21 protein-coding genes are annotated in these 26911 nt (G+C 71.6%); 8 read left to right on the top strand and 13 right to left on the bottom strand.

Annotation, left to right across the window (positions count from 1 at the left end; translation table 11 throughout):
- Complete coding sequence (locus ABZT04_RS05295; protein WP_356053177.1) at positions 1–1749, bottom strand: DUF6350 family protein; 1749 nt, start codon at positions 1747–1749, stop codon at positions 1–3.
- Between the two features lie 96 nt (positions 1750–1845).
- Between ABZT04_RS05295 and ABZT04_RS05290 the strand changes: the two genes are divergently transcribed.
- Positions 1846–2799 (top strand): RNA polymerase subunit sigma-24, encoded by a 954-nt coding sequence (locus ABZT04_RS05290; RefSeq protein ID WP_356053175.1) that lies wholly within the window; start codon positions 1846–1848, stop codon positions 2797–2799.
- A gap of 73 nt (positions 2800–2872) precedes the next feature.
- Here ABZT04_RS05290 and sucD read toward each other — a convergent pair whose 3' ends face one another.
- The 6 genes from sucD to ABZT04_RS05260 form a co-directional block, all read right to left on the bottom strand.
- Positions 2873–3757: a succinate--CoA ligase subunit alpha gene (sucD, locus tag ABZT04_RS05285; protein WP_355923795.1), complete on the bottom strand. Its 885-nt coding sequence runs from the start codon at positions 3755–3757 to the stop codon at positions 2873–2875.
- Positions 3758–3779: 22 nt separating this feature from the next.
- Complete coding sequence (gene sucC, locus ABZT04_RS05280; protein WP_356053173.1) at positions 3780–4958, bottom strand: ADP-forming succinate--CoA ligase subunit beta; 1179 nt, start codon at positions 4956–4958, stop codon at positions 3780–3782.
- A 525-nt stretch (positions 4959–5483) separates the two neighbouring features.
- Entirely contained in the window at positions 5484–6317 is an 834-nt protein-coding gene (locus ABZT04_RS05275) for a hypothetical protein (protein ID WP_356053169.1), read from the bottom strand.
- Between the two features lie 65 nt (positions 6318–6382).
- The gene (locus tag ABZT04_RS05270) at positions 6383–7564 is read right to left on the bottom strand and encodes a VWA domain-containing protein (RefSeq protein ID WP_356053167.1); all 1182 of its coding nucleotides are present in this window, start codon (positions 7562–7564) and stop codon (positions 6383–6385) included.
- A 139-nt stretch (positions 7565–7703) separates the two neighbouring features.
- A complete protein-coding gene (locus tag ABZT04_RS05265; protein ID WP_356053165.1) occupies positions 7704–10061 on the bottom strand; it encodes a DUF5682 family protein in 2358 nt (785 codons plus the stop codon).
- 84 nt (positions 10062–10145) lie between these two features.
- A complete protein-coding gene (locus ABZT04_RS05260; protein ID WP_356053163.1) occupies positions 10146–11276 on the bottom strand; it encodes an AAA family ATPase in 1131 nt (376 codons plus the stop codon).
- Positions 11277–11432: 156 nt separating this feature from the next.
- On the opposite strand from ABZT04_RS05260, the gene ABZT04_RS05255 reads away from it, so the two are divergent.
- Together ABZT04_RS05255 and ABZT04_RS05250 are read left to right on the top strand one after the other, a co-directional pair.
- A complete protein-coding gene (locus ABZT04_RS05255) occupies positions 11433–12785 on the top strand; it encodes an SWIM zinc finger family protein (RefSeq protein ID WP_356053161.1) in 1353 nt (450 codons plus the stop codon).
- 32 nt (positions 12786–12817) lie between these two features.
- On the top strand, positions 12818–14422 hold the full coding sequence (locus ABZT04_RS05250; RefSeq protein ID WP_356053159.1) for a DUF5691 domain-containing protein: 1605 nt from the start codon (positions 12818–12820) through the stop codon (positions 14420–14422).
- A 39-nt stretch (positions 14423–14461) separates the two neighbouring features.
- Here ABZT04_RS05250 and ABZT04_RS05245 read toward each other — a convergent pair whose 3' ends face one another.
- Positions 14462–14878, bottom strand: coding sequence for a cobalamin B12-binding domain-containing protein (locus ABZT04_RS05245; RefSeq protein ID WP_356053157.1), 417 nt, complete (start codon positions 14876–14878; stop codon positions 14462–14464).
- A gap of 227 nt (positions 14879–15105) precedes the next feature.
- Here ABZT04_RS05245 and ABZT04_RS05240 point away from each other — a divergent pair, with 227 nt between their 5' ends.
- Positions 15106–15972, top strand: a complete 867-nt coding sequence (locus ABZT04_RS05240) for an alpha/beta fold hydrolase (protein ID WP_356053155.1) — start codon at positions 15106–15108, stop codon at positions 15970–15972.
- A gap of 6 nt (positions 15973–15978) precedes the next feature.
- Here ABZT04_RS05240 and ABZT04_RS05235 read toward each other — a convergent pair whose 3' ends face one another.
- Positions 15979–16164 (bottom strand): hypothetical protein, encoded by a 186-nt coding sequence (locus ABZT04_RS05235; protein WP_356053153.1) that lies wholly within the window; start codon positions 16162–16164, stop codon positions 15979–15981.
- Positions 16165–16499: 335 nt separating this feature from the next.
- On the opposite strand from ABZT04_RS05235, the gene ABZT04_RS05230 reads away from it, so the two are divergent.
- Complete coding sequence (locus ABZT04_RS05230; protein ID WP_356053151.1) at positions 16500–18026, top strand: M23 family metallopeptidase; 1527 nt, start codon at positions 16500–16502, stop codon at positions 18024–18026.
- A 12-nt stretch (positions 18027–18038) separates the two neighbouring features.
- Here the strand turns inward: ABZT04_RS05230 and pcrA are convergent, their stop codons facing one another.
- On the bottom strand, positions 18039–20540 hold the full coding sequence (gene pcrA / locus ABZT04_RS05225) for a DNA helicase PcrA (protein ID WP_356053149.1): 2502 nt from the start codon (positions 20538–20540) through the stop codon (positions 18039–18041).
- A 235-nt stretch (positions 20541–20775) separates the two neighbouring features.
- Between pcrA and ABZT04_RS05220 the strand changes: the two genes are divergently transcribed.
- Positions 20776–21927 carry an NlpC/P60 family protein gene (locus ABZT04_RS05220; protein WP_356053146.1) on the top strand — a complete coding sequence of 384 codons (1152 nt, stop codon included), beginning with the start codon at positions 20776–20778 and terminating at the stop codon, positions 21925–21927.
- A 97-nt stretch (positions 21928–22024) separates the two neighbouring features.
- On the top strand, positions 22025–23008 hold the full coding sequence (locus ABZT04_RS05215; RefSeq protein ID WP_356053144.1) for a tellurite resistance/C4-dicarboxylate transporter family protein: 984 nt from the start codon (positions 22025–22027) through the stop codon (positions 23006–23008).
- Here ABZT04_RS05215 and ABZT04_RS05210 read toward each other — a convergent pair.
- A complete protein-coding gene (locus tag ABZT04_RS05210) occupies positions 22986–23339 on the bottom strand; it encodes a hypothetical protein (RefSeq protein WP_356053142.1) in 354 nt (117 codons plus the stop codon). The two genes, ABZT04_RS05215 and ABZT04_RS05210, sit on opposite strands and share 23 nt — an antisense overlap.
- 415 nt (positions 23340–23754) lie before the next feature.
- Here ABZT04_RS05210 and ABZT04_RS05205 point away from each other — a divergent pair, with 415 nt between their 5' ends.
- Entirely contained in the window at positions 23755–24834 is a 1080-nt protein-coding gene (locus tag ABZT04_RS05205; RefSeq protein WP_356053140.1) for a C40 family peptidase, read from the top strand.
- Between the two features lie 13 nt (positions 24835–24847).
- Here ABZT04_RS05205 and ABZT04_RS05200 read toward each other — a convergent pair whose 3' ends face one another.
- On the bottom strand, positions 24848–25567 hold the full coding sequence (locus ABZT04_RS05200; protein ID WP_356053138.1) for a response regulator transcription factor: 720 nt from the start codon (positions 25565–25567) through the stop codon (positions 24848–24850).
- A complete protein-coding gene (locus tag ABZT04_RS05195) occupies positions 25564–26892 on the bottom strand; it encodes a PspC domain-containing protein (RefSeq protein ID WP_356053136.1) in 1329 nt (442 codons plus the stop codon). Before ABZT04_RS05195 ends, ABZT04_RS05200 begins: the two co-directional genes overlap by 4 nt.
- Positions 26893–26911: the final 19 nt, after the last annotated feature.

The following is a 26911-nucleotide window of genomic DNA, read 5'->3' as shown; positions in this document are numbered from 1 at the left end:
TCAGTTCGGCTCGGGCGGCCCGGCTTCGTCCGACTGTTCCGGTGGAGTGGACGCCTCCCTCAAGGCCGCCCAGCGGTCCTCGCGGGAGGCGTTGTCGTACCAGGGGGTGGGCGAGGGCTCCGGCGGTACGTCGACAGGCAGGAAGTCGTACGGGTCGAACGTGGGGTCGCGGTCGTAGGCGATGTACGGCTGCTCGACGGAGGCCTGCACCGGTACGGGCATCGGCGTCTCCTTCGGCTTGCGGGTGAACCAGCCCCGGACGACCGTGAACGGCCTCCGGAACCAGCGCCGTCCCGGGTCCCCCACCACAGGCGCAGGCGCAGGCGCAGGTGTCGGTGCCGGTGCCGGTGCCGGTGTCGCCCTCGGCACCCGGGGTGCCCGCAGTCGCCAGGCCCTCACCCCCACCGCCGTGGGCACCGCCACCACCGCGATCCAGCCCAGCACCGCGCTTCCGGTCTGCCACCACACCGGCCCGAACCGGGCGAGCGCGGCGCCCCCGAGCGGGCCGCCGGACAACTCCGCGAGCAGCGCCAGCGCCACGGCGCACAGGACGGCGGCGAGCAGGGCGGTGGCGGCGGTACGGCCCAGCGGCCAGGGGTCCGGCACCGGAGTTGTCGCACCTCGTGAGCCGCTCGTGGCTTTCAACTCGCCCTCGCCGTCGCCCCGTTGACCCGCCGCCACCCGCGCCACGAACCAACCGGCCGTCACCCCGGCCGCCAACGGCACCAGCCCCGCCAGCCAGTTCAGTGGGGTTCCGGTGCCCGCGTCCGGGACCGCCGCGAGGAGGGGGAACGGCGGGAGGAGGGGGGCCGGGTCCGAGGTGAGCGGCGCGACCGTGTGGCTGACGCCGAGCGCGAAGCCGGGGCCGAGGCCGTAAGAGGCGGACCACACCGCCGCGTTGGGGATCAGCGCGATGCAGAGCAGCACGACGGCGAACCGGCCCGACAGCCCCTCCGTCAACTGGAGGAAGGACGTCCGGGCCGCGCCGCCGTGCCAGACCAGGGACCCCCCGAGCAGCAGCGCACCACCTCCGACGAGCACCGCCGTGCCGAGTCCCGCGGCACGCGCGGCCGTACCGATCCGGGCCCGGGACACGCTCGCCTCCGGGCCGAGGACGAGCCGCCGCAGCCCGGCCGGCAGCAGGATCAGCACGCTCAACACCGGTTCGCTCGGGCGCCCGTACGCCGTCCACACGCCCGACCCGGCCGCGCCCGCGGCGAGCAGCGGCAGGCAGATGGCCGTCCAGCCCCAGGAGGGGGAGAGTTCACCGCCGGAGGCGTAGAGGGCGGCGGCGGTGCCTACGCCGAGGTAGCCGAGGGCGACGCCGGTCCAGGCGGTGCGGGCCGGCACCGGTGGGATGTCGGTGGCGTCGCCGGCGTCTCCCCCGCCCAACACCGCGTCGCGCGCCGCCCGGTGCAGCAGCCACACCGGCAGGGCGAGCAGGAGCAGCGGGGTGACGCCCACGGGGGCCGGGACTCCGGAGAGGGTGTGGGCGCGGACCAGTTCGACGCCGTGCGCGAGGAGCCAGAGCGCGGCGGCCATGTGCAGGGCACCGCCGGGCCCGCTGTCGGGGTACGGCGAGCTGATCCACAGCACCATCACGAGCGCGGCGAACGAACCGAGCCCGAGCCCCGCCGCGACCGCGCCACCCAGGAGGCTGGCGCCCAGTCCGGGGGATCGGTCGCGCATCCGGGAGAGCAGGGGCGACAACGACGGTCGGCGGTGGGTCATCGGCATCACGCCCGCCATGCTCCCAACGACACGCGCTTTTCCGTCGTAACAGGCGAACCTCCGAAGTGTCGCTCAATATACGTTTATGTACTTTTTCGCACGAAGGGGCGCCCGGTGACGCAGAAGTCCGCAACCCCGCTCCCTCCAGCGACGGTGACGGAGCCTCAGCAGAAGCCACCGGCCCAGGTGGTGTCGCTGGTCAAGGGGGTGGACACCCCTGCATCCGAGCCCGTACTCGTGCCCCTGTCGATCGAGGAACCACCCCGCGCGCCCCTGACGCCCGCTCAGGCCTTCGACGCGCTCTACGCGTTCTGCGCACCCGCCCTCGTACGGCAGGCCTATCTGCTGACCGGGCGGCGTGAACTGGCGCGGGAGTCCGTGGAGCGGGCCTTCCAGGTCGCCTGGGAGCGCTGGCCGGAGGTAGCGGTCGACCGGGACCCGGCCGGCTGGGTGCGCGCGATGGCGTACGAACACGCCCTCTCCCCCTGGCACCGCTTCCGCCCCAGATACCGACACCCGGAGCCCCCGCCCCCCGACACCGCCGACCGCGCCCTGCTGACCACACTCCTGCGCCTCCCGCCGTCGTACCGCCGCACGCTCCTCCTCTACGACGGGGTCGGGCTCGGGCTCGCGGAGACCGCGGCGGAGACGGAGTCGAGCACGCCGGCCGCCGCGAACCGGCTGCTGAACGCGCGCGAGGCGATCGCCGCGCACCTCCCGGAACTGTCGGACCCGGCCGAACTGCACCGACGGCTGACCGAACTGGCCTCCACGGAGCGGCTGCGCGCGGCCAAGCCGCCGACGGTGCGGATCGTCGGCGAACGCCGGACCCAGTTCTGGACCCGGGCCGCGATCGCGCTGACGGCCGCCGTCATCGGCACCACGACCCTCACGCTGCGGACCGCGCCCACGCACTACGAACCACCGGTGCCGTTGAGTCAGCGGGTGGAGGGAGTGCCGCCGCGGGTGGTGCAGGGGGCGCTGTCGGACGCGGAGGTGGAACTGCGGGACAAGCTGCGGAGCGGGATGACGAGCGGGCCGGAGCGGATGATGCCCGAGCCGAGGTGAGGCGAGGTGAGCATGCGTAAGGGCCCGCGCCTCCGAGGAGGTGCGGGCCCTTGCACGTTCAGGCGATGCTGCTTCAGCCGGCCAGGATCTCGCGCGCCAGCTTCGCCGTCTCGGTCGGCGTCTTGCCGACCTTGACGCCGGCGGCCTCAAGGGCCTCCTTCTTCGCGGCGGCCGTGCCGGAGGAGCCGGAGACGATGGCGCCGGCGTGGCCCATGGTCTTGCCCTCGGGCGCGGTGAAGCCCGCGACGTAACCGACGACCGGCTTGGTCACGTTCTTCGCGATGAAGTCCGCGGCCCGCTCCTCGGCGTCGCCGCCGATCTCACCGATCATCACGATCAGGTCGGTGTCGGGGTCGGCCTCGAACGCGGCGAGCGCGTCGATGTGCGTCGTACCGATGACCGGGTCGCCACCGATGCCGACGGCGGACGAGAAGCCGATGTCCCGCAGCTCGTACATCATCTGGTAGGTCAGCGTGCCGGACTTCGAGACCAGACCGATGCGGCCCGGCTTGGTGATGTCGCCCGGGATGATGCCGGCGTTCGACTGGCCCGGGGTGATGAGACCGGGGCAGTTCGGGCCGATGATCCGGGTCTTGTTGCCCTTGGCCACGGCGTACGCGTAGAAGGCGGCCGAGTCGTGGACGGCGATGCCCTCGGTGATGACGACCGCGAGCGGGATCTCGGCGTCGATCGCCTCGACCACGGCGGCCTTGGAGAAGGCCGGCGGTACGAAGAGGACGGATACGTTCGCGCCCGTCTTCTCGATCGCCTCGGCGACCGTGCCGAAGACCGGGATCTCGGTGCCGTCGACGTCGACCGTGGTGCCCGCCTTGCGCGGGTTGACGCCACCGACGATGTTCGTGCCGTCGGCCAGCATGAGCTTGGTGTGCTTCATGCCCGTGGAGCCGGTCATGCCCTGGACGATGACCTTGCTGTCCTTGGTGAGGAAGATAGCCATGGCTGTGTCTGTCCCTCTTCCCTTACTTCGCAGCCGCGAGCTCGGCGGCCTTGTCGGCCGCGCCGTCCATGGTGTCCACGCGCTGGACCAGCGGGTGGTTGGCGTCGGAGAGGATCTTGCGACCCAGCTCGGCGTTGTTGCCGTCGAGGCGGACGACGAGGGGCTTGGTGACTTCCTCGCCCTTGTCCGCGAGGAGCTGCAGCGCCTGCACGATGCCGTTGGCGACCTCGTCGCAGGCGGTGATGCCGCCGAAGACGTTGACGAAGACCGACTTGACGTCGGGGTCGCCCAGGATGATCTCCAGGCCGTTCGCCATCACGGCAGCGGACGCGCCGCCGCCGATGTCGAGGAAGTTGGCGGGCTTGACCCCGCCGTGCGCCTCACCGGCGTACGCGACGACGTCGAGGGTGCTCATGACGAGACCCGCGCCGTTGCCGATGATGCCGACCTCGCCGTCGAGCTTGACGTAGTTGAGGTTCTTCGCCTTGGCGGCGGCCTCGAGCGGGTTGGCGGAGGCGTGGTCGACCAGCGCCTCGTGCTCCGGCTGGCGGAACTCGGCGTTCTCGTCCAGCGAGACCTTGCCGTCGAGGGCGATGACACGGCCGTCGGCGACCTTCGCGAGGGGGTTGACCTCGACGAGGAGGGCGTCCTCCTTGACGAAGGTGTCCCACAGCGTCACCAGGATCTCGGCGACCTGCTCGGCGACGTCGGCCGGGAACTTCGCCTGCGCGACGATCTCACGGGCCTTCTCGATGGAGACGCCCTCATTGGCGTTGACCGGGACCTTCGCGAGGGCCTCGGGGTTCTCCTCCGCGACGACCTCGATCTCCACGCCGCCCTGGACGGACGCCATGGCGAGGAAGGTGCGGTTGGTGCGGTCGAGGAGGTACGAGACGTAGTACTCCTCGACGATCTCGGGCGCGGTCTCGGCGATCATCACCTTGTGGACCGTGTGGCCCTTGATGTCCATGCCGAGGATGTCCGTCGCACGCGCGACGGCCTCGTCCGGGGTGGCGGCGAGCTTCACGCCACCGGCCTTGCCGCGGCCGCCGACCTTCACCTGGGCCTTGACGACGGACTTGCCACCGAGCCGCTCGGTGGCTGCGCGGGCCGCCTCAGGCGTGTCGATGACTTCACCGGCCAGCACCGGTACATCGTGCTTGGCGAAGAGGTCCCTCGCCTGATACTCGAACAGGTCCACGCGCTTCCGTCCTCAGTGATCTCGCGGTTCGTTGGATGCGTGGGCGTGCCGCGAAGGGCAACGTGACGTCCGCTGTCACAAGGGAGGCGCACACGGTGACCGAGCGCGCGGCATGTCCGTCTCGCAGGTTATCGCTGGTTGCAGGGGGCCCCTAAATCGAGGGTCACACCTGAGCGGTGATACCTGTCACATGATGCCGGATTCCGTGACACGGAGTGCCGTGGACGGATCGTTCGTGCGGGACCTCACTGGGCTGGGGTCGGCCCAGTGAGGTCCCTTGTACGACCCCTTAGGGGTGCGGGGCGGATGATTCCCACCCCAATGAGAATCTTTCCGCCTATACCGTGGGATTCACCCCGGACAAACCGATGGCTTTCGACCGTCCGGGGTCACTGCCTCACGGAGTCGGTTGCTCCCGGCGCCGGACGGCCCGTCGCGGTTCCCACCGCGCGGCCGGTCCGTGTGCAGACATTGCGTGCGGCCCGTGCGCTCTGGGCGCAGGCCACCTGCCGGGAGGGGGGCTGTCTAACCTGGGAAAACCGGAATGTCCCGGTACCTGTCCCGAGTCTCGGCCGCGTCCACACGCGCGGCGACACCGGGCACGAATCGCACGGGCACGGGGTTCTCCGAGGTCACGGCGTGCGCGTCACAGTGCCGCGAGGTGCCGTTGTCCACGGCCGACTGGTTGCGCAGCGCGCCGTCGAGGTCGCCGTTCGGCGCCTGGTGCGTGGGCGCGGGCCCGGACCTCGCGCGATGCGCGTCGGGGTGGTGCGGTACGGCAACCGCGACATCGGCGACGAGATGCGGTCCGTACGAGGCATGGGAGGCGTCGACGGTCACGTCGGCGGGAGCCGGAGCCGAGTCGGCCTTAGGAGTCGGGGCTGGCGCCGTATGCGCTGCGGGCATCGTGTGCGCCGGAGACGTCTGCACGGGAAGCCCCGGCTGACTCGGTTGAGTCGGTTGGACCGGCTGGGTCGGCGCGCTGGGGAGTGAGGGCAACGTCGTGGGTGCCTTGGTCAGCACCTCGGTCACCGTCTTCTCCACCACGTCGCTCACGGGCCGCACGACCCGCTCCACGGTGTCCGAGACCGGAGCCAGCACCGGAGCGAGAACGGGGACCTGCGCCGGGGCCCGCACCGGGACCTGCACCGGGACGGGGAGGGACTTCACCACCGAAGCCACCACCGGTATCCCCGGCTGCTGCCCCGGAACCCCCTCCGCCGCCTGCGCCTGCCCTCCGCACAGGAGGCCTAGCGCGAACAACCCGCCCACCAGCAGCGCCAGTTGCAGCGCACGCCGCCCAACCGCCGTGCGCGTCACGCGCAGAGCGGCAGCGGGCAGGGGGGTCGGCCAGTTCATGAGGCGTCGATACTTGCACGAGCCGCCCTCGGACGCGCAACCCCCCTGTCCCCCAAGCCCGTTCGTCACACGGTGTCCGGTATCGGCAGCGGCCGCTTCTCGATCGCCGCGGCCATCACCTCCGGGAACAGGTCGGGGGTGCACGCGAACGCCGGCGCCCCCAACGCACCGAGCGCGGCGGCGTGTTCACGGTCGTAGGCGGGCGCGCCCTCGTCGGACAGCGCGAGCAGGGTCACGAACTGCACCCCCGACGCCTTCATCGCCGCGACCCGCTTGAGCATCTCGTTGCGGATCCCCCCTTCGTAGAGGTCGCTGATCAGCACGACCACCGTCTCCGCGGGCCGGGTGATCTGCGACTGGCAGTACGCGAGCGCCCTGTTGATGTCCGTACCGCCACCGAGCTGTGTCCCGAACAGCACGTCCACCGGGTCGTCGAGCTGGTCGGTGAGGTCGACGACCGCCGTGTCGAAGACGACGAGCCGGGTGTTGATCGACCGCATGGACGCCAGCACCGCCCCGAACACGGAGGCGTAGACGACGGACGCCGCCATCGACCCGGACTGGTCGATGCAGAGGATCACTTCCTTCTTCACGGACTGGGACGCGCGCCCGTATCCGATCAGCCGCTCGGGCACGACCGTCCGGTACTCCGGCAGGTAGTTCTTGAGGTTGGCCGCGATCGTGCGGTTCCAGTCGATGTCCTGGTGGCGCGGCCGGTTGATACGGGCGCTGCGGTCCAGGGCGCCCGTGAGGGTGGCCCGGGTGCGGGTGGCCAGCCGCTTCTCCAGGTCCTGGACGACCTTGCGCACCACCGCCCGCGCCGTCTCCTTCGTGGTCTCCGGCATCGCCTTGTTGAGGGAGAGCAGCGTGCCGACGAGGTGCACGTCGGCCTCCACCGCCTCGAGCATCTCCGGTTCGAGGAGCAGCGTGGACAGCCCGAGCCGGTCGATGGCGTCGCGCTGCATGACCTGGACGACGGAGGACGGGAAGTACGTCCGGATGTCCCCGAGCCAGCGCGCGACGGACGGCGCCGACGCCCCGAGCCCCGCCGAACGGTCCTTCCCCGGCCGCCCCTTGTCCCCTCTGCCGTACAGCGCGGCGAGCGCCCCGTCCATCGCGACGTCCTGCCCGGACAGCTCGCACCCGGTGCCGTCGGCCGTATCGCCCCCGAGCACCAGCCGCCAGCGCCGCAACCTCTCCTGGCCCGGGTCCGCGACCCCGCTGACACCGACCGCCTCGGTCGTCATCCGCGCACCCCCTTGCTCAGCCCTTCCCACAGCGGTACGACCCGCACGGACGTCGCCGGGCGGTCCTCGGCCCGTCGCCCGGCACCCGCCGCTTGAGCCTTCTCCCCGGGCCTCGTACCCTGCCTGCCGCCACTCGTCGTCATCCCGCCACCCCCGCAAGCTCGTTGTCGGTGTTCCCCGCCATCTCGTCCAGCCCCAGCAGCAGCCGCAGTACCGGCACCACCGCGTCCGCGCGCCCGGCGTCCAGCTCCGCGCCGAACCCTGGTACCCCGGCAGCCGTCGCCGTCACCCCCATCCCCTTCCCCGGCCCGCGCCGCACCAACTCCCCGAGCGTCCGGCGCACCCCCGGTTCGTACGACGAGAACGTGCGCCGCAGCAGCGGCAGCACATCGGTGAACGCCTCCGCCGGCACCCCGGTCAGCCACGCGTCCACCAGCCCGAGCAGGCGCTCGTCGTGTACGAGGAGCAGCCCGCCCCCGCCGCCGACGAAGCCCTCGATCCACGCGGCCGCGTCCGCCGGCGGCGTCCCGGGCGAAAGCACCAGCCCCATCAGCCGCGCCGCCTCGTCCGCCTCCAACTCCCCCTCGTCCAGCAGAAGTCGCACAGCTCGCCCACGGATGACCCCCGGCACTGTGTCCCGCATGGCGAGCGTCCGCAGCACGGCACGCCAGCGGTCACGCAGGTACCGGTGACCGGCAGCGTCGCCGTGCCCGGATCCGGGGACGTCGTCCAGCAGGGCCACCGCCCCGTGCACCGCGTCCACATGCCGCCGCATCTCCTCGGCGGCGTCCGTGTCCAGGGCTGCGCAGGCCGGGGGCAGGCCGACGAAGACCCGCTCGGCGAGGCCCGCGGCGACCTCTGTCAGCGCCTGGGTGTCGGTGCCGCGTACATCGCCGTAGCGCAGGGAACGGACCAGGGCGGGCAGGGCCTGGGCGAGGTGGCCGACGTCCGCGTCGAGGGCCGCGCGGTCGGCGAGGACCTTCATCACCACCGGGAGCGCGTCGGGCAGTTCGGCCAGCAGGCAGTGCTCGGCGAGTGCGGTGACGTCGGCGAGGCTCTGCGCCCCGACGGCGTCCGCCTCCGCCTTGGCGGTCGACGCGGCGAGCACGGTGGTGCCCCACACGCCCGCCTCGGCGACCCGCACCGCCAACTCCGGTTCCCAGCGCAGCCGCCACGTCTCCCGGAACGTACCCGTGCTCCCCCGCGAGGCGACCGGCTCGCCCCACTCGATACGCAGCAGCCGCAGCCGGTGCAGCAGCCTGCTCCGCCCGGCGTCGGTCTCCTTGCGCAGGTCGAGCTCCAACTCCCGCTCCAGCGCCTCCGGTTTGAGCCGCAGCCTGCGCTGCGACCGGTCCAGGTCGCGCTGCAACGGCACGGCGGGCGCGCCCGGCGGCACCTCGCCCAGCACATCCCCGACGACGAGGCGGTCGTGCACCAGCGACAGCGGGACGTCCGAGCCCTCGCACAGCACCGCCCGCACCGCGTCGGTGGTCTCACCGAGCCCCGGCAGGGGACGGCCGCGCATCACCGCGAGGGTCTCCGCCAGCCGTACGGCCTCGATGACATGGGCCGAGGAGACGATCCGGTCCTCCTCCCGCAGCAGCCCCGCCACCTTGGTCATCCACCGCTCGATCGGCCGGTCCCGCGCGCTGAAGAGATGGCCGTACCAGCCCGGCGAGTCGATGCCCGCGCCGTACCCGCTGGCCCGCGACAGCCGACGGTGAGTCCACGGCACCCAGGTCAGATCGGCCTTGACCTTGGGCAGCCCCTTCAGCAGTGCGCGGTCCGCCGCGACGGCCGTCCGCTGTCGCAGCGCGGGCACATGCCAGGCCCCGCAGACCACGGCCACGCCGTCCTCGAACTCCCGCTGCGCCGCCCGCACTTGGAGCCGCATGTACGCCTCGCGCACGAGGTCCCGGTCGTGCCCGCCGACCCCGTACGTCTCGCGCAGCGCCCCCATGGCCTCCTCCAGCGCGGTGAACGGCGCGAACGCGTCCCGCTCCCCCACCCCCCGGTGCTCGACGACGTCCTCCCACCAGCGCTCGGGATCGTCGTACCCGGCGGTCTCGGCGAGCACGGCGAGGGGATCGACACGGACGTCGGCTGCGGACTCGGCGGTCGGCTCCGACTCCTCCGCCTCCCCCGTGGGCTCGTCCTCCGCGCCCTTCCCCCACGCCAGGGTGTGGATGGCCGGGAGGTCGATGAAGCGGGCCGGGACCTCGTGCTCCAGGGCCCAGCGGATCGCGACCCATTCCGGTGAGAACTCGGCCAGCGGCCAGAAGGCCGAGCGGCCCGGTTCGTCCACGGCGTGGGCGAGGAGGGCGACGGGCGGCCGCATGTCCTCGTCGGCGGCCAGCGGGATCAGTGCGTCGGCCTCGGGCGGCCCCTCGATCAGCACGACCCGCGGCCGGGCCGCCGTCAGCGCCGCCCGCACGGCCCGCGCCGAACCGGGGCCGTGGTGCCGCACCCCGAGCAACAGCGGCTCAGCTCCGCTCACTTCGTCCCCCTCCCCTTCGGATCCAGCTCCATGTGGTGTCGTCGTCGACCGGTCCGCCGAATCGACCGGGGCCCCCTGCCCCGCTCACGCGCTCACCTCGCGGCAGGCCCGGTAGAAGTCCTTCCAGCCGTCGCGCTCCCGGACGACCGCCTCCAGGTACTCCTGCCAGATGACCCGGTCGGCGGCCGGATCGCGGACGACGGCGCCGAGGATGCCCGCGGCGACATCGCCCGGCCGCAGCAGTCCGTCGCCGAAGTGGGCGGCCAGGGCAAGGCCGTTGGTGACGACGGAGATCGCCTCGGCCGTCGACAGCGTGCCGCTGGGCGACTTCAGCTTTGTCCGGCCGTCCGCCGTGATGCCGTCGCGCAGCTCGCGGAAGACGGTCACCACCCGGCGGATCTCGTCGACGCCCTCGGGCACCGACGGCAGGTCGAGGGAGCGGCCGATCTGGTCGACGCGGCGCGCGACGATCTCGACCTCGGCGTCCGCGCTCTCCGGCAGCGGCAGCACCACCGTGTTGAAACGGCGGCGCAGGGCGCTGGAGAGGTCGTTGACCCCGCGGTCGCGGTCGTTGGCCGTGGCGATCAGGTTGAAGCCGCGGACCGCCTGCACCTCCTGCCCCAACTCCGGTATGGGCAGCGTCTTCTCGGAGAGGATCGTGATCAGCGAGTCCTGTACGTCGGCCGGGATGCGGGTCAGCTCCTCGACGCGCGCGGTCATCCCCTCGGCCATGGCCCGCATGACGGGGCTGGGCACGAGGGCGTCGCGGCTCGGGCCGTTGGCGAGCAACTGCGCGTAGTTCCAGCCGTAGCGGATCGCCTCCTCCGGGGTGCCGGCGGTGCCCTGCACGAGCAGTGTCGAGTCGCCGCTGACCGCTGCCGCGAGTTGCTCGGACACCCAGGTCTTGGCGGTGCCGGGCACCCCGAGCAGCAGCAGTGCGCGGTCGGTGGCGAGGGTGGTGACGGCGACCTCGACGATGCGGCGCGGGCCGACGTACTTGGGTGTGATCACCGTGCCGTCCGGCAGCGTGCCGCCGAGCAGATAGGTGGCGACCGCCCACGGCGACATCTTCCAGCGGACCGGGCGCGGCCGGTCGTCCTGCGCGGCCAGCGCGGCGAGTTCGGCCGCGAAGGCGTCCTCGGCGTGCGGGCGCAGCGCCTCGTTCGGCGCGCTCTCGTGCTCGCGCTCGGGCGTGGTTTCTACGGACACAGTCATGGCTGAGGCCCCCTCCAGCTCGGCCGGTTCGGATCTGGTGTCCACCGTGCACCACGCCACTGACAATCCGTTCTGACCTGCGGAAACGTCTGCGGGAGGCCGCCCGTCGGACTGCTCGCGGACCGATTGTCAGTGCCGGGATCTACCTTCGATGTCATGACTCAGCAGGGGGTGCGCTGGACGGCTGACCAGGTGCTGGCACTGGCGCCTGACGCAGCGTCACGCAAAGCGGGAAGCAAGCTCGGGGCGGCGGGGCCGTGGTCCGAGGCGGGCAGTTCTGACGAGGGGACGATGTGGGGGCTGTGCAAGGGCAGCGGCAGCAAGCCGTATCAGACGGTCATCGACATCGCGGACGCCGCGGGGCCGGCGTACAAGTGCAGTTGTCCGAGCCGCAAGTTCCCGTGCAAACACGCGCTGGGACTGCTGCTGTTGTGGGCGGGCGAGGACGGTGCGGTGCCGCCGGGGCAGGCGCCGGGCTGGGCCGAGGAGTGGCTGGCGGGACGGCGCAAGCGGTCGGAGGAGAAACGGGCGGCGGGCGCGTCCGGTTCCCCGTCCGCCGCTGATCCGGAGGCGGCGCGGCGCAGGGCGGAGCGCCGGGCCGAGCGGATCACCGCGGGCGCTGCGGAGTTGGAGCAGCGGCTGACGGACCTGCTGCGCACCGGCCTGGCCTCGGCGGAGCAGTCGGGGTACGCGCTGTGGGAGGAGACCGCGGCCCGTATGGTCGACGCGCAGGCTCCCGGACTGGCCGCGCGGGCAAGGGAGTTGGGGGCGATCCCGGCATCGGGTCCCGGCTGGCCGGTCCGGCTGCTGGAGGAGTGCGCCCTGCTCCACCTCCTCGACCAGGCCTGGCTGCGCCGCGAGCGCCTGCCCGACGAGCTGGCGGCGACGGTCCGTTCCCGCGTCGGCCTCTCCGGCTCGGCGGACGGCCCGCCCCTGCGCGACCACTGGCTGGTCCTGGCCCAGTACGACACGGCGGACGCGAAACTGACGACACGAAGAATATGGCTGTACGGCACGGAGTCGGGCCGCACAAGCCTGCTCCTCTCCTACGGCGCGGCGGGCCGCGCCCCCGAGTTGGCGCTGCCCGTCGGGCTGGCCCTGGGGGCGGAGGTGTCCGCGTTCCCGGGCGCCGGGCAGCTCCGGGCTGCCCTGGGCGAGCAGTTCGCGCCGCCCTCTCCCACGACGGTACGGCCGCAGGGGGTGACGACGGCGCGGGCCGCCGCCCACTACGGGGAGGCGCTGCGACACGACCCGTGGCTGGACGCGGTCCCTGTGACGCTGGACCAGGTCGTACCGACCCCGGACGGCGATTCCTGGCAACTGGCGGACGCCGACACGGACTCGGCGCTTCCGCTCACCCCGGCCGCCTGCTCCCGTCCCGGCCTGTGGCGACTGGTCGCCCTCTCCGGAGGCGCCCCGGTCAAGGTCTTCGGCGAGCTGGGCCACCGGGGTTTCACCCCGCTGACGGCCTGGCCGGAGGGGACCGGAGAGCCGGTGTCCCTGTGCTGAGCGCACCCACGAACTCGACGGAAAGGCACCGCATGAACAGCACCTCCGCCGCGGGCGACTGGGAAGAGCTCGTCACCACGGCACTGCTCGGCACGGACCGCCGTACACCTCCGGGGCACGCCCAAGGCCAGGACGCACCCGTGGCGCTGCTGGACGCGGCGGCCGTGGAGACCGTACGGCGGCGGGCGGGGCTGTGTCCGGCGCGGGCGGCGGAGCGCCCGGAGCCGGCCTCGCCCGACGCGCGTCCGGCGCTGCCCGCGGCGGCGGCCCGCAGGCTGGCGATGCTTCTGGCCGACCGTCCCGGTGCGGGCGGCGGGGGCCGTAGGGGCACCTCACCGGATCTCATGGAACTGCTGCCCCAGTGGCTCGCGGCGGCCAACGCACGCGGTTTCGCCGCGCCCGTCCAGGCCTTGCCCGCACTGCTGGACGCGGCCCGGGGGCGTACGGATCTGCGGCCGGCGGCGCTGGAGTTCGCGGGCCCGCGCGCGCTGTGGCTGGCCCGGCTGAACCCGGACTGGCGGTTCGCCCTGCGCGCGACACCGGGCGGCGGCGCGGCCCTGCCGGACCTCGACGACTCGGACGGCGTCCAACAACTGTGGCAGGAGGGTCTGTTCGCCGAGCGGGTCGCCCTGCTCGCGGCGATACGCGCGCAACGACCCTCTGCCGCACGCGAGTTGCTCGTTACGACCTGGACGACGGAGCGCGCGGAGGACCGGCTGATGTTCCTCGACTCGCTGCGGACGGGCCTCACGGCCGAGGACGAGCCGTTCCTTGAGCAGGCGTTGGCCGACCGGAGCCGCAACGTACGGGCCACGGCGGCGGAGTTGCTGTCGGCGCTCCCGGACTCGGCGCTCGCCGCGCGGATGGCGGTCCGGGCGTCGGCCTGCGTGGCCGTCGACCGCACAAGCGCGGAACCGGGCCTGGTAGTCGAGGCACCGCACGAGTGCGACCCGGGCATGGAGCGGGACGGTGTGGTCGCCAAGGCTCCGACGGGACGGGGTGAACGCTCTTGGTGGCTCGGCCAGTTGGTGGAGGCGACACCGCTCGGGACCTGGGAGCGGCGGCTCGGCGGGCGTACGCCCAGGGAGATCGTGGCGCTCCCGGTGGCGGACGACTGGCGGAGCGAACTGCACGCCGCGTGGTGCCGGGCTGCGGTGCGGCAGCGGAACGCCGCGTGGTCCCGGGCGCTGCTCGGCACCCCGTCGGCACCCGAGGCGGGCGGACCGGGAGCGGTCTCCTTGGCCGAACGCGCCAAGCTGCTGGGCACGTTGGGCGGGGACGAACGGGCCGAGTGGGTGGCCGGGTTCATCGCGGCACAAGGGCTGTCCGAGGCGTTCCAACTGCTCGGGGTCTGCGCGGTGCCGTGGGCCGCGCCGCTGGGGCGGGCTGTGGTGGACGCGCTCAACATCGCGCGGGACGCGGGGAGTTATCCATGGAGCTTCAGTGGGGTGATGGGGCTGGCCGAGCGGTGTCTCGACCCGGCGGAGGCGAGTCGGCTCGACGGGTTGCTGGCGGTGCCGGACGAGTCGGAGGACGCGGCGCCGGGGGCGGGGGGTTATTGGGCGGAGGCGTTCCAGCGGCTGGTGACGACGTTGCGGCTGCGGGCCGCTATGGCGGAGGAGTTGGGGGCGGCGTAGAAAACAGGTGTCCAGCGCGCCCCCCGTCTCCCGGGAGTCCTACGCCCCGGCCGGCTGTCGCGCGTTCTCCCTCACCCAGTCCACGATCGACTGGGTGGTCGCCCCGGGGGTGAAGATCTCCGCGACGCCCTTCTCTTTGAGGGGGGCGATGTCCGCCTCGGGGATGATCCCGCCGCCGAAGACCAGGATGTCCTCCGCCTCGCGCTCCCTGAGCAGCGCGATGACGGCGGCGAAGAGAGTGTTGTGGGCGCCGGAGAGGATGGAGAGGCCGATCGCGTCGGCGTCCTCCTGGATCGCGGTGTCGACGATCTGCTCGGGGGTCTGGTGGAGGCCGGTGTAGATGACCTCCATACCGGCGTCGCGCAGCGCCCGCGCGATCACCTTGGCTCCACGATCGTGTCCGTCGAGCCCCGGCTTGGCCACCACCACGCGGATCGGACCCGCTGCCACACCCATCACTGCCTCCAAGTGAACGAACGTTATCTCCAGCATCCCGCACCCGGCAGTTTCGCGGTGGACACCGAGGGGGAAATCACACGAAGGGACACGTTCACCGCGCAGCGTTCCAGCGGGAACAAGCGCAACGGGAGCCGCAACGGGGTCGCGGGAACCTTCGCGGTGGCCTCCCACGAGGGCACACGGGGGACGGAGCTGTCGTTCCGTGTGCCGACAGGAGGCCGCCCATGAAGGTCACCAGGGCGGTACTGCCCTTTCTCCCCCTCTGCCAGCGCCTCCTGCCCAGCAGGCTGGCCGGCCTCTCCATGACCCTCCTGAAAGCGACCACCCTGGAGTTCGTGATCCTCGCGGGCCACCTTCTCCTCTATCCGTCCGGCATGGCCCAGGAACGCCGGGCGCCGCTTCCTCCGGCCCCCTCCCCGGCGGACGCGACGCCGCTGCCGACCGAGGCGAAACCCCCGGTGGTGCTGTTGCACGGGTTCATCGACAACCGCTCGGTGTTCGTGCTGCTCCGCCGTTCCCTGGCCGAGCACGGCCGCCGACAGGTTGAATCGCTCAACTACTCGCCGCTGACCTGCGACATCCGCACGGCGGCGGAGCTGCTGGGCCGGCACATCGAGGAGATCTGCGAGCGCACGGGCAGCAGGGAGGTGGACATCGTCGGGCACAGCCTCGGCGGGCTGATCGCGCGGTACTACGTGCAGCGGCTCGGCGGTGACCTGCGGGTTCGCACCCTTGTGACGCTCGGTACCCCGCACTCCGGCACCGCCGTCGCACCGTTGGCCAACGCCCACCCGATCGTCCGCCAGATGCGGCCCGGCTCGCCGGTGATCGAGGAGCTGACCCGCCCCGCCCCCGGCTGCCGCACGCGCTTCGTCAGCTTCTGGAGCGACCTCGACCACCTGATGGACCCGCTGGAGACGGCCTGCATCGCCCACCCCGACCTGATCACCCAGAACGTCCAGGTCAGCGGCATCGGCCACCTCGCCCTCCCCATCCACCCCACCATCGCGACCGGCATACGCCAGGCCCTCGACACCCCGCGGGCGGAGGCCCCGGCGACTACCCGCACAGGCGGCCTGACGGTGGCCTGAGCAGCGCTACTGATAGCAAGGATCCCCGCACAGAACAGTGACAGTGCCGACCTCGGCGGGCGAGACGGCCACCACACCCTGCGCACGGCTGGTCTCCCACGGCATGGGGGCGGCCGATGCCGCCGGGCCCACGACGCCGACAGTCACCACGGCCAGCGCCACGACGATCCCCACACGCTTCAACGCCCTCATCACGCTCTCCCCACGTCCTCTACGCCGGATGTCGTCGACCGCCAGTCAACGCACCCGACCGCCGACGCGGGAAGCATTTCCACGCCCTTCGAAGCGTGCGCACAAGGCGTTGACAACCGCCGAACAGCCTCGGACCTCGAACGCCATTCGAACGCCAGGCCAAACCCATGCCCGCCGTCCCCCGAAACACGGCCGAATGACCGTTTCCGGCAGACGCGAAACCTGGCGAAGATTGTCGCGCCCGCATACCGCCGGGTACAGTCGCCGCACTGCTCTGGCAGCCCCTGTTGTCGGCGAAAGAGAAGTTGGTGAACGACCCTCACCCGTCGGGAATCATGACTACCCCGGCCCCGGCTTCCGATGCCGCCTCGGCGCAATTCGCGTCCTACGGCGGGCAGGACGCCCACTACGGTGACTTCACCACGTACGGCGACCACACCGCCACGGGTTTTCATCCGGGCGCGGACGGCGGTCACGCCACCGCGAGCTTCGCCACCGACCCCCTCTTCGGCGACATGCCGGGCCACGGCCACGACGCCGGCCCGCACACCACCGGCGCATACGACTCCTCGGCCTGGTCCACGGGTGCTCAACACACCCTGAACTACGACCCGTACGCGGCCCAGCACCACGCCGCCTATGACACGGGCGCCTACGAGACCAACGCCTGGTCGGCCGACTACCAGCAGCTCTCGCACATCCCGCCGCAGAGCGCCGGCCCCGACACCAGCGGACAGTGGGACGCGAACGCCTGGCTCCAGCCGGACCCCGCGGCCCGTCCCGCGGCCCCCGCCGACCAGACCCAGCAGTGGGAATGGGGCACGCAGGCCTTCGACACGGGCGCGTACGACGCCACGCAGTGGAACGCCGACGGCACCGCCGCCGACGCGACCACCACCTTCGAACAGGCCTCGCACGAAGAGACGTACCGCGAGACCTACGACGAGACGTACGACGAAGTCGCCCCGGAAAACGGCGAGTTGACGGCCACCGGTGAGCCGGCCGCGCTCGACGAGGCCGAGCCGGCAGCGGACGGGTCCCGGCCCCACCCCGAACTCCTCGAAGACCAGGAGGAGTTCACCCCGGCCCCGGCCGCCGCCTCGCGCGCCGCGTCCCGCAACGGGAGCCGCTCCCGGCGCCGTACACCCCCGAAGCGCTCCGCGCTGCTGACCATCGCCGTACCGTCCGCGTGTGTGATGGGTGTCGCCGGGATCGCCGCCGCGTCCGTCGGCACGCTGACCGGTGGCGGCAGCGACACCACGGCCTCCGCCTCCGACGCGACCACCGTGAAGCCGGCCACCGCGAACAACAAGCTGGACGCCCAGATCAAGAGCCTCTCGGCGGGTGCCGACGACTTCGCCGACCGGGCCAGCCGTACGCAGGAACGTATCGACCTCAAGGCCCAGCAGGAAGCCGACAAGAAGAAGGCGGCGGCGGAGGCGGCCCGCAAGGAACGGCTGCGCCCCAAGTACGTGCTCCCGGTCACCCAGAAAGGCCTGAGCGCCTACTTCGGCCAGGCCGGCGTCAACTGGATGTCCGTGCACACCGGCATCGACTTCCCCGTCTCGTACGGCACGACGGTGATGGCCGCGACGGACGGCGTCGTCAGCACCAAGTGGAACAGCGCCTACGGCAACATGCTGATCCTGACCGCGAAAGACGGCACGCAGACCTGGTACTGCCACCTCTCCAGCTACCGGGTCGCTTCCGGTACGACGGTGAAGGCCGGCGACCCCATCGCGTACTCCGGGAACTCCGGGAACTCCACCGGCCCACACCTGCACTTCGAGGTGCGCCCCGCGGGCGGCGCGGCGGTCGACCCGCTCCCGTGGCTCCGCAGCCACGGGCTCGACCCGACGTAACTCGCCCTCCCCCTACAGCTTTTCCACCGGCGCGTACCGCAGCAGCAGCCGCTTCGGCTTCGGCTCCCCGAAGTCGACGGTCGCCTCCGCGTTCGCGCCCGTGCCCTTCACCCCGACCACCGTGCCGAGGCCGAACTGGTCGTGGGTGACCCGGTCGCCGACGGCCAGCGCGACGACCGGCTTCTCCGAGGTCCTGCGGGTGGCGAAGCCCGAGGCGCCCGACGCCGAGGAACGCGAACGGGACGAGGACAGCGAGGCCGCGATACCCGAGGCCGGGCCCGTGGACGGCGGGGCGGCCATGGCGCCGGTCCGCTTCCACTCCACATGCGCGGCCGGGATCTCCTCCAGGAAACGGGAGGGCGGGTTGTACGACGGCTGCCCCCAGGCACTGCGCAGCGAGGAGCGGGTGAGGTACAGGCGTTCCCGCGCGCGCGTGATGCCCACGTACGCGAGGCGGCGCTCCTCCTCCAGCTCCTTGGTCTGGCCGAGGGCGCGCATGTGCGGGAAGACGCCGTCCTCCATGCCGGTGAGGAAGACGACCGGGAACTCAAGTCCCTTGGCGGTGTGGAGAGTCATCAGGGTGATGACTCCGGAGCCGTCCTCGTCCTCGTCCGGGATCTGGTCCGAGTCGGCGACCAGCGCCACCCGCTCCAGGAAGGCGGCGAGCCCCACGGGCGTCTCGCTCTCGCCGTCCCCTTCGCTGTTCTCCTGCTCAAACTCCAGGGCTACGGCGGCGAGTTCCTGGAGGTTCTCGATGCGGGTCTCGTCCTGGGGGTCGGTGGAGGCCTGCAACTCGGCGAGATAGCCGGTGCGTTCGAGGATGGCCTCCAGGACCGTCGCCGGGCCGGCGCCGGACTCGACGATCGTCCGGAGGTCCTCCATCAGCGTGTTGAACTTCTTGACCGCGTTCGTCGACCGCGCGGCCATGCCGTACGCCTCGTCGACGCGCTTCAACGCCTGCGGGAAGCTGATCTTCTCGCGCTGCGAGAGGGCGTCGATCATCGCCTCGGCGCGCTCGCCGATGCCGCGCTTGGGCACGTTCAGGATGCGGCGCAGCGGGACCGCGTCCTCCGGGTTGGCCAGCACACGGAGGTAGGCCAGGACGTCCCGGACCTCCTTGCGCTCGTAGAAGCGGACGCCGCCGACGACCTTGTAGGGCAGGCCGACGCGGATGAAGATCTCCTCGAAGACACGGGACTGGGCGTTCGTCCGGTAGAAGACGGCGACGTCCGAGGCCTTCGCCTCGCCCGCGTCGGTGAGACGGTCTATCTCCTCGGCGACGAACTGCGCCTCGTCGTGCTCGGTGTCCGCGACATAGCCGGTGATCTGCGCGCCCGCGCCCGCGTTGGTCCACAGGTTCTTGGGGCGGCGGGACTCATTGCGCTCGATGACCGCGTTGGCGGCGGAGAGGATCGTCTGCGTGGAGCGGTAGTTCTGCTCCAGGAGGATCGTCGTCGCGTTCGGGTAGTCCTCCTCGAACTGGAGGATGTTGCGGATCGTCGCGCCCCGGAAGGCGTAGATCGACTGGTCCGCGTCACCCACGACGCACAGCTCGGCGGGGGGCAGGTCGTGCTCGGCGGGCGGTACGTCCTCGTCGTGCGCGCCCGTCCCGACCAGTTCGCGCACCAGGGCGTACTGCGCGTGGTTGGTGTCCTGGTACTCGTCGACCATGACGTGCCGGAAGCGGCGGCGGTAGTGCTCGGCGACGTCCGGGAAGGCGCGCAGCAGGTTGACCGTCGTCATGATCAGGTCGTCGAAGTCGAGGGCGTTGGCCTCGCGCAGCCGCGACTGGTACATCGCGTAGGCCTGGGCGACGGTCTTCTCGAAACCGTCGGTGGCCTGGGCGGCGAAGTCCTCCTCGTCGATCAGCTCGTTCTTCAGGTTCGAGATCTTGGCGCTGAAGGACTTCGGGGGGAAGCGCTTCGGGTCGAGGTCCAGGTCGCGGCAGACCAGGGCCATCAGCCGCTTGGAGTCGGCGGCGTCGTAGATCGAGAACGAGGACGTGAAGCCGAGCTTCTTCGACTCGCGGCGCAGGATGCGCACACACGCGCTGTGGAAGGTCATCACCCACATCGCGTTGGCACGCGGGCCGACGAGGTGCTCGACGCGCTCCTTCATCTCGCCCGCGGCCTTGTTGGTGAAGGTGATCGCGAGGATCTGGCCCGGGTGCACATTCCGCTCGCCGAGCAGATGGGCGATGCGGTGGGTGAGCACACGGGTCTTGCCGGAGCCGGCGCCGGCCACGATGAGCAGCGGGCTGCCGGAGTGGACGACGGCCGCGCGCTGATTCTCGTTCAGCCCGTCCAGGAGTGCGGCCGGGTCGGCCACCGGGCGGGGGGCGCCGTCCCGGTAGTAGGCGTCCCTGCTCGCGGGCGCGCCGAACTGCCCGGCGAACAGGTCGTCCGGGGCCTGCTCCGGTCCGTACTCGTCGTCGGGCGGCGGCGGGGGCTCTTCCTCGTGGGCCGGAGGGGCCTTGAGATCCGCCAGGAAGCTGTCGTCAAAGAGGCTGCTCATCGCTCTCCGAGTTTAGGGCGCCCCACTGACAACCGACCGCCACCCCGAGAACTCGGCACATTTCACGGTCCAGAACCGTCCCGTCACGATCAGCGACGATCACTCCCGTTCATGGCCAAGGTCACGAAAATGTATCGGGCATATCGAACATCAACCTTCACACGGGCCACACGAGTTGGTTAGCGTTCGATCAAGTCGCAGGCCCGCAGGGCAACTTTGGAAGGGGTCGGCTCCTTTGGCGTCGTCGCACCGCAAGCCGCGTTCCGCGGGCTCGCGCATCGCAGGCATACGGACCCCCGCCATCGCCACGGCCGCGCTCACCTCGGTGGCCCTCCTCTCCCAGACCGCGAACGCGGCCCCGGCCGCCGACGACGGCAAGCCGAGCGTCGAAGAGGTCGAGAAGAAGGTCGACGACCTCTACCGCCAGGCGGAGTCGGCGACCGACAAGTACAACGCGGCCAAGGAGAAGACGACCAAGCAGCGCAAACGCGTCGACACCCTCCTGGACGACGTGGCCCAGCGCACGCAGAAGCTCAACTCCGCGCGGGAACAACTGGGTTCGTTCGCCGCCGCGCAGTACCGCACCGGGGCCTCCGCTCCCGACACCGCGACCTTCCTGCTCGCGGACAGCCCGCAGGACTACTTCGACCAGACCCAGTTGATGAGCCGGCTGACCAGCCGCCAGAAGGACGCGGTCGACGCGTACGTCACCGAGCAGTCGGCGACGATGAAGAAGCGCCAGGAGGCGTCCGAGAGCCTCCGGACCCTGGGCGACACACAGAGCGACCTGAAGACCGCCAAGGCCACCGTCCAGAAGAAACTCTCCACCGCGCGGGAACTGCTCTCGCAGCTCACCGCACAGGAGAAGGCGCGCCTCGCGGCGATCGAGAAGAAGAAGCAGCAGGAGGCCGCGGCCGAGGCGGCGGCCCTGGCGAAACGGCAGGCGGAGGCGGCGAAGGACACCTCTTCCTCTTCCGGCTCCTCGACGTCGTCATCCTCATCCTCGTCCTCCACCGACGCCTCGTACGCCACCAAGGCCGCCAAGGCCCTCGCCTTCGCCCGCGCCCAGGTCGGCAAGCCGTACGTCTGGGGTGCCACGGGACCCGGGTCCTACGACTGCTCGGGCCTCACCCAGGCCGCCTGGAAGGCCGCCGGAGTCACCCTCCCGCGCGTGACCACCGACCAGGTGAACGCCGGCACGACGGTCTCCCTGGCCGACGCACAACCCGGTGACCTGGTCTTCTTCTACGACGACATCAGCCACGTCGGTATCTACATAGGCAACGGCATGATGATCCACGCCCCGAAGCCCGGCGCGTACGTCCGCGAGGAGTCGATCTACTACGGCGGCTCGTCGATCATCCACAGCGTGGTGCGGCCTGCCTGAGCGCAGCCCGCCGATGCAGGCGCGCGTGCAGGTGTTTTTGAGGTCCACGCGCGCGTGGCCCCCCGTCGCCATAGGGGTGGCTCCTTAGCATCGGACCATGTCCGGTACCTCCCGTTTCCGCGCCTGGTGGGCGCAGCGTCCGCCGGCGGCCGGGGCCGCCGTGATGGCGACCGGCATCGTGTCGGTGGGCCTCCATCTCCGCGGGTACGAGGTGCTGTCCCGTATCGCCTTCACGTTGGCCTGCGTCTGCTGGCTGGGACTGGCCGCGGACTTCGCCGTACGGCTGCTGTGGGACCGGCGGCGGTGGCTGACGGAGGCGGAGTCGCCCGGTGCGCTGACGGCCGTCGCGGCGACCGCCGTACTCGGGACCCGGTTCTCGCTGGCGGGCCGGCAGCCGGTCGCGGAGGCGCTGCTGGCGCTGGCCGCGGTGCTCTGGCCGGTGCTGCTGGTGCGAGTCGTAGGGAACTGGCAGGGGCGCATGCCCGGGACCGTGTTCCTTGGCTGTGTGGCCACGCAGTCGCTGGCCGTGCTGGCGGCCACGCTCGCCGCGGCCGAGTCGGTGGCGTGGCTCGCGCACACGGCGCTGGTGCTCTTCTGGTTCGGGCTGGTGCTCTACGGCTTCGCGCTGGCCCGTTTCGACATGCGGCAGGTGATCACGGGGGCCGGTGACCACTGGATCGCCGGGGGTGCGCTGGCCGTCTCGGCGCTGGCCGGTTCGAAGCTGATCGCCGCGGACAGCGCGCGGCTGTATCTGTGGAACTCCGACAACCGGGGCGTCCTGCGTGCCGTGACAGTGACGCTGCTGGTGCTCGACCTGGCCTGGTGCGTGGTCCTGGCGGCCGCCGAGGTCGCCCGGCCCAGACCACGTTACGACGTGCGCCGCTGGTCGACGGTGTTCCCGCTCGGGATGACGGCGGCGGCCACGCTGTCCGTGGGCAGCGCCGTGGACATCTCCTCGCTCAGGACGCCCGGTGAGGTGGTGCTGTGGATCGCGGTGGCGGTCTGGCTGGTGGTCGCCACGGGGACGGTCCGGTCCTACCTCGCAGCCCCGGCCGGGGTCACGTCCACAGGACCGCGATGAAGATGTTCACCATGGTGAGCCCGCCCACCAGCGCGAACTGATTCCTGTCGACGCTCTCCTCGTCCCGCTTCACATAGACGAGCCCGAGGATCACGACCAGCAGCGCGAGCTTGATGCCGATCTTGATGTTGTTGACGTGCTGATCGTCGGCCTGGTTGAGGCCGACCAGGATCGCACCGGTGACCAGCATGGTCAGCGCGCCGTGCAGCATGCCGGGCACGAAGCGGGCCGTGCCCTGGCCCATCGCCTTCATCTGGGTGAGGAAACCGCCGAGCAGCGCCGCGATGCCGATGATGTGCAGGCCGACGAAGAGATGGATGAGTACGTCCATGAGGCCGGAGCCTAGCCAGGGGCCCGGTCGCCGACCGACACCGCCCCTCCCCCACCCGTCTCCGGTCCTTGCATATATGCGGCCCATAGCAGCGTGCCGTCCCTTGCCGTGCCGGAACCCTCGCATCGGTCAGCGCGCCGCCCGAAGGGGGCGGCCCCGGACCGGGATCACAGTCAATTACCGGCACTTTTCGGTCACCTCGTGCCAGTTCCGTACATGCGTTACCGGGCCGTCATCATCAGGTTTAGCGTCCTCCACCAGGTGACCGGCTCCCCACCGCCGCCCGGACCAGGGGCGGCAGTCGGACATCACCGCCGAGAAGGTCCGGCGGCGGCCCGCTCCCCCTGTGCGGGCCGCCGCCGGACGCGCAACCGCCCGCTCCCCCGGCGGTCGTACGAAAGGACGTGCAGTCCACGTGGCAGCGCACCGCAAGCCCCGACAGCGCTCGCTCAGCGGCAACACGGCCCGGACCGCCGCCACGATCGCCCTCGCGGGCGCGGCGACGGCGACGGGCTTCGACGGGACCTCGCACGCCGAGCCGCAGCTCACACCGACGCAGGTCAAGGCCAAGGTGGACAAGCTGTACCAGGAGGCGGAGGTCGCGACCGAGAAGTACGACGGCGCGAAGGAGAAGGCGGACGCGGCCGAGAAGAAACTGAACACCCTGCGGGACGAGGCGGCGCGCAAGACGGAGAAGCTCAACTCGACCCGGGAAGCGCTGGGTTACGTCGCCGCCGCGCAGTACCGCAGCGGCGGGATCGACCCCGCGGTGCAGCTCATGCTCTCCGACGACCCCCAGCAGTACCTGGACGGCGCCGAGTTCGCCGACCGCGTCGGCCACCGGCAGACGGCGGCCGTCGCACTAGTACGGCAACAACTGCGCGAGATCGAGCAGTTGCGCGGCGCCGCACATATCGAGCTGACCTCTCTGAAGTCCCGGCAGGCGGCTCTCGGCAGGCACAAGAAGACGATCAACGGGAAGCTGGACCAGGCTCGGCGGCTGCTGTCCGGGCTGACCGCGCAGCAGCGGGCCCAGGTCGGGGACGGCACGGCCGGTGGCACCGGACGCGCGTCCCGGTCCTCGACGACCGCACGGGGGGCGCTGGACGCCCCCGGCTCCTCCGCCGCGTCGGCCGACGCCCCCAACTCCCGTGCCGCGGCGGCCGTTTCCTACGCCTACCAGAAGCTCGGCAGCCCCTACGTCTGGGGCGCCACGGGCCCCAACGCCTTCGACTGCTCGGGCCTCGTCCAGGCCGCCTACAACTCCGCCGGTATCTCGCTGCCCCGCACGACCTACGCCCAGATCAACGCCGGCCAACGGGTCTCCCGGTCCGAACTGCGCCCCGGCGACCTGGTGTTCTTCTACTCGGGCATCAGCCACGTCGGCATCTACGTCGGCGACGGCCAGATGATCCACGCCCCGAACCCGACCGCTCCCGTACGGCTGGCGCCGATCGACCAGATGCCGTTCGCCGGGGCGACGCGGGTGGTGTGAACTCCCTTGCGGGTCACACCAGTCGGCGGGCCGTCGCCCAGCGGGTCAACTCGTGCCGGTTCGACAACTGGAGCTTCCTCAGCACCGCCGAGACATGGGACTCGACCGTCTTCACCGAGATGAAGAGCTGCTTGGCGATCTCCTTGTAGGCATAGCCGCGCGCGATGAGGCGGAGCACCTCGCGCTCGCGCTGGGTGAGGCGGTCGAGGTCCTCGTCGACCGGCGGGGCGTCGGTCGACGCGAAGGCGTCCAGGACGAAGCCGGCCAGGCGCGGGGAGAAGACCGCGTCGCCCTCCTGGACACGGAAGACGGAGTTGACGAGATCCGTGCCGGTGATCGTCTTGGTGACATAGCCGCGCGCACCGCCCCGGATCACCCCGATCACGTCCTCCGCCGCGTCCGACACGGACAGGGCCAGGAAGCGGACGGGCTGCTCGGCGTCGCTCATCAACGCGGCGCAGCGGCGCAGGACTTCGACCCCGCCGCCGCCCGGCAGATGGACGTCGAGGAGGACCACCTCGGGGCGGGTCGCGGTGATGACCGTGACCGCCTGGTCGACGTCGGCGGCCTCACCGACCACCTCGACACCGGTCTGCTCGGTCCGGCCGATCTCGGCCTGCACCCCCGTACGGAACATGCGGTGGTCGTCGACGAGGACCACGCGCACGTGACGCCCGCCCGCGCCTTCGCCGGTCGGCTCCACAGGCTCGTTCGTCTCGGTCGTGTCGCTCATGACGTCTTCTCCGCCCTCTCCATCTCCAGCTCGACCTCGGTACCGCCGTCGGGCACCGCGCGCAGGCGTGCCGTGCCGCCGTGGCGCTCCATACGGCCGATGATCGATTCTCTGACGCCCATGCGGTCGGTGGGTATCGAGTCGAGGTCGAAGCCCGGTCCGCGGTCGCGGACGGACACGAAGACCTTCTTCCCCTCCACCTCGGCGTAGACCTGTACGGCGCCGCCCTCGCCACCGTACTTGGCCGCGTTCACCATCGCCTCGCGCGCGGCCTGCATCTGGGCGCCGATCCTGTCGTCGAGCGGGCAGTCGCCGACGACGACGACCTCGATGGGCACGCCGTGCTTGTCCTCGACCTCCGCCGCGCTGCGCCGCACCGCCTCGGCGAGGGTGTCGGGTTCGTCGGCCTCGTCCTTGCCGGTGCCCTCCGGTTTGTAGAGCCAGGCGCGCAGGTCGCGCTCCTGGGCGCGGGCGAGACGGCGCACCTCGCTCGGACTCTCCGCGTTGCGCTGGATCAGGGTCAGGGTGTGCAGCACCGAGTCGTGGACATGGGCGGCGACCTCGGCGCGCTCCTGGGCGCGGATGCGCATCAGGCGCTCCTCGGAGAGGTCCTGGGTCATCCGCACGAGGTAGGGGCCGGCGAGCAGGGTGATGCCGACGAGGACCGCGAGGGCCGCCTGGAGAACCGAGCCGAGGTGGGCGGCGGAGCCCTGCAGCACGAAGATCGCGGTGGCACCGGCGGTGACCAGCAGGACTCCGCCGCACGCGCGCAGCAGGCTGAGCGTACGGCGGCGGCTGCCGACCTCCGCCCAGCGGGCGCGGCGGGCATTGTCCGCCTGGCGCCAGACGAGGGCGACGCCCGCGCCGACGAGGACGGTCGGGAAGAGGTAGGCCTTCGCGCCGTCGCCCAGGTTCACATTGCCGACGAAGACGAGTGCCACGACGACCATGAGGAGCAGGGCGACGATCTGGCCCTTGTCGGGCTTGCGGGCGACGAGTCTGCGGCGGCCGTCCGGCGAGGTCTCGGTGGAGACGAGGGACGGGGGCCGCTGACCGGCGACACCGCCGACGCCGAGCGGCACGAAGAACCAGAACGAGGCATACAGCAGCGCGCCGAGTCCGTCCGCGAGGAACAGGCCCACGAACACCAGCCGCACCCAGATCACGGGCAGCCCGAGATGCCCGGCGAGGCCCCGCGCGACACCACCGAGCCAGCGTCCGTCACTGCTGCGGTAGAGCTTGCGCGGCGGCCGCGGGTCCTCGACTGGCAGTGCTGCGGCTTCCGGCATGCCACCGATGTTCACACGCCCCGCCGTCCGGGGCATCAGGGTCGACCCCCGAGAC

This window comes from Streptomyces sp. NPDC005492 (assembly GCF_040605995.1).
Lineage (GTDB): Bacteria > Actinomycetota > Actinomycetes > Streptomycetales > Streptomycetaceae > Streptomyces.
This window is presented reverse-complemented; position numbering and strand designations above follow the sequence as displayed.

Excerpts from the sequence above, each read along its gene's own strand:
- pcrA (WP_356053149.1), bottom strand. The coding sequence starts at position 20,540 with ATGAGCAGCCTCTTTGACGACAGCTTCCTGGCGGATCTCAAGGCCCCT.
- ABZT04_RS05245 (WP_356053157.1), bottom strand. The coding sequence starts at position 14,878 with ATGGGTGTGGCAGCGGGTCCGATCCGCGTGGTGGTGGCCAAGCCGGGG.
- ABZT04_RS05230 (WP_356053151.1), top strand. The coding sequence starts at position 16,500 with ATGACTACCCCGGCCCCGGCTTCCGATGCCGCCTCGGCGCAATTCGCG.
- ABZT04_RS05270 (WP_356053167.1), bottom strand. The coding sequence starts at position 7,564 with ATGACGACCGAGGCGGTCGGTGTCAGCGGGGTCGCGGACCCGGGCCAG.
- ABZT04_RS05235 (WP_356053153.1), bottom strand. The coding sequence starts at position 16,164 with ATGAGGGCGTTGAAGCGTGTGGGGATCGTCGTGGCGCTGGCCGTGGTG.
- ABZT04_RS05195 (WP_356053136.1), bottom strand. The coding sequence starts at position 26,892 with ATGCCCCGGACGGCGGGGCGTGTGAACATCGGTGGCATGCCGGAAGCC.
- ABZT04_RS05255 (WP_356053161.1), top strand. The coding sequence starts at position 11,433 with ATGACTCAGCAGGGGGTGCGCTGGACGGCTGACCAGGTGCTGGCACTG.
- sucD (WP_355923795.1), bottom strand. The coding sequence starts at position 3,757 with ATGGCTATCTTCCTCACCAAGGACAGCAAGGTCATCGTCCAGGGCATG.
- ABZT04_RS05275 (WP_356053169.1), bottom strand. The coding sequence starts at position 6,317 with ATGAACTGGCCGACCCCCCTGCCCGCTGCCGCTCTGCGCGTGACGCGC.
- ABZT04_RS05260 (WP_356053163.1), bottom strand. The coding sequence starts at position 11,276 with ATGACTGTGTCCGTAGAAACCACGCCCGAGCGCGAGCACGAGAGCGCG.
- ABZT04_RS05250 (WP_356053159.1), top strand. The coding sequence starts at position 12,818 with ATGAACAGCACCTCCGCCGCGGGCGACTGGGAAGAGCTCGTCACCACG.
- ABZT04_RS05240 (WP_356053155.1), top strand. The coding sequence starts at position 15,106 with ATGAAGGTCACCAGGGCGGTACTGCCCTTTCTCCCCCTCTGCCAGCGC.
- ABZT04_RS05200 (WP_356053138.1), bottom strand. The coding sequence starts at position 25,567 with ATGAGCGACACGACCGAGACGAACGAGCCTGTGGAGCCGACCGGCGAA.
- ABZT04_RS05295 (WP_356053177.1), bottom strand. The coding sequence starts at position 1,749 with ATGGCGGGCGTGATGCCGATGACCCACCGCCGACCGTCGTTGTCGCCC.
- ABZT04_RS05210 (WP_356053142.1), bottom strand. The coding sequence starts at position 23,339 with ATGGACGTACTCATCCATCTCTTCGTCGGCCTGCACATCATCGGCATC.
- ABZT04_RS05215 (WP_356053144.1), top strand. The coding sequence starts at position 22,025 with ATGTCCGGTACCTCCCGTTTCCGCGCCTGGTGGGCGCAGCGTCCGCCG.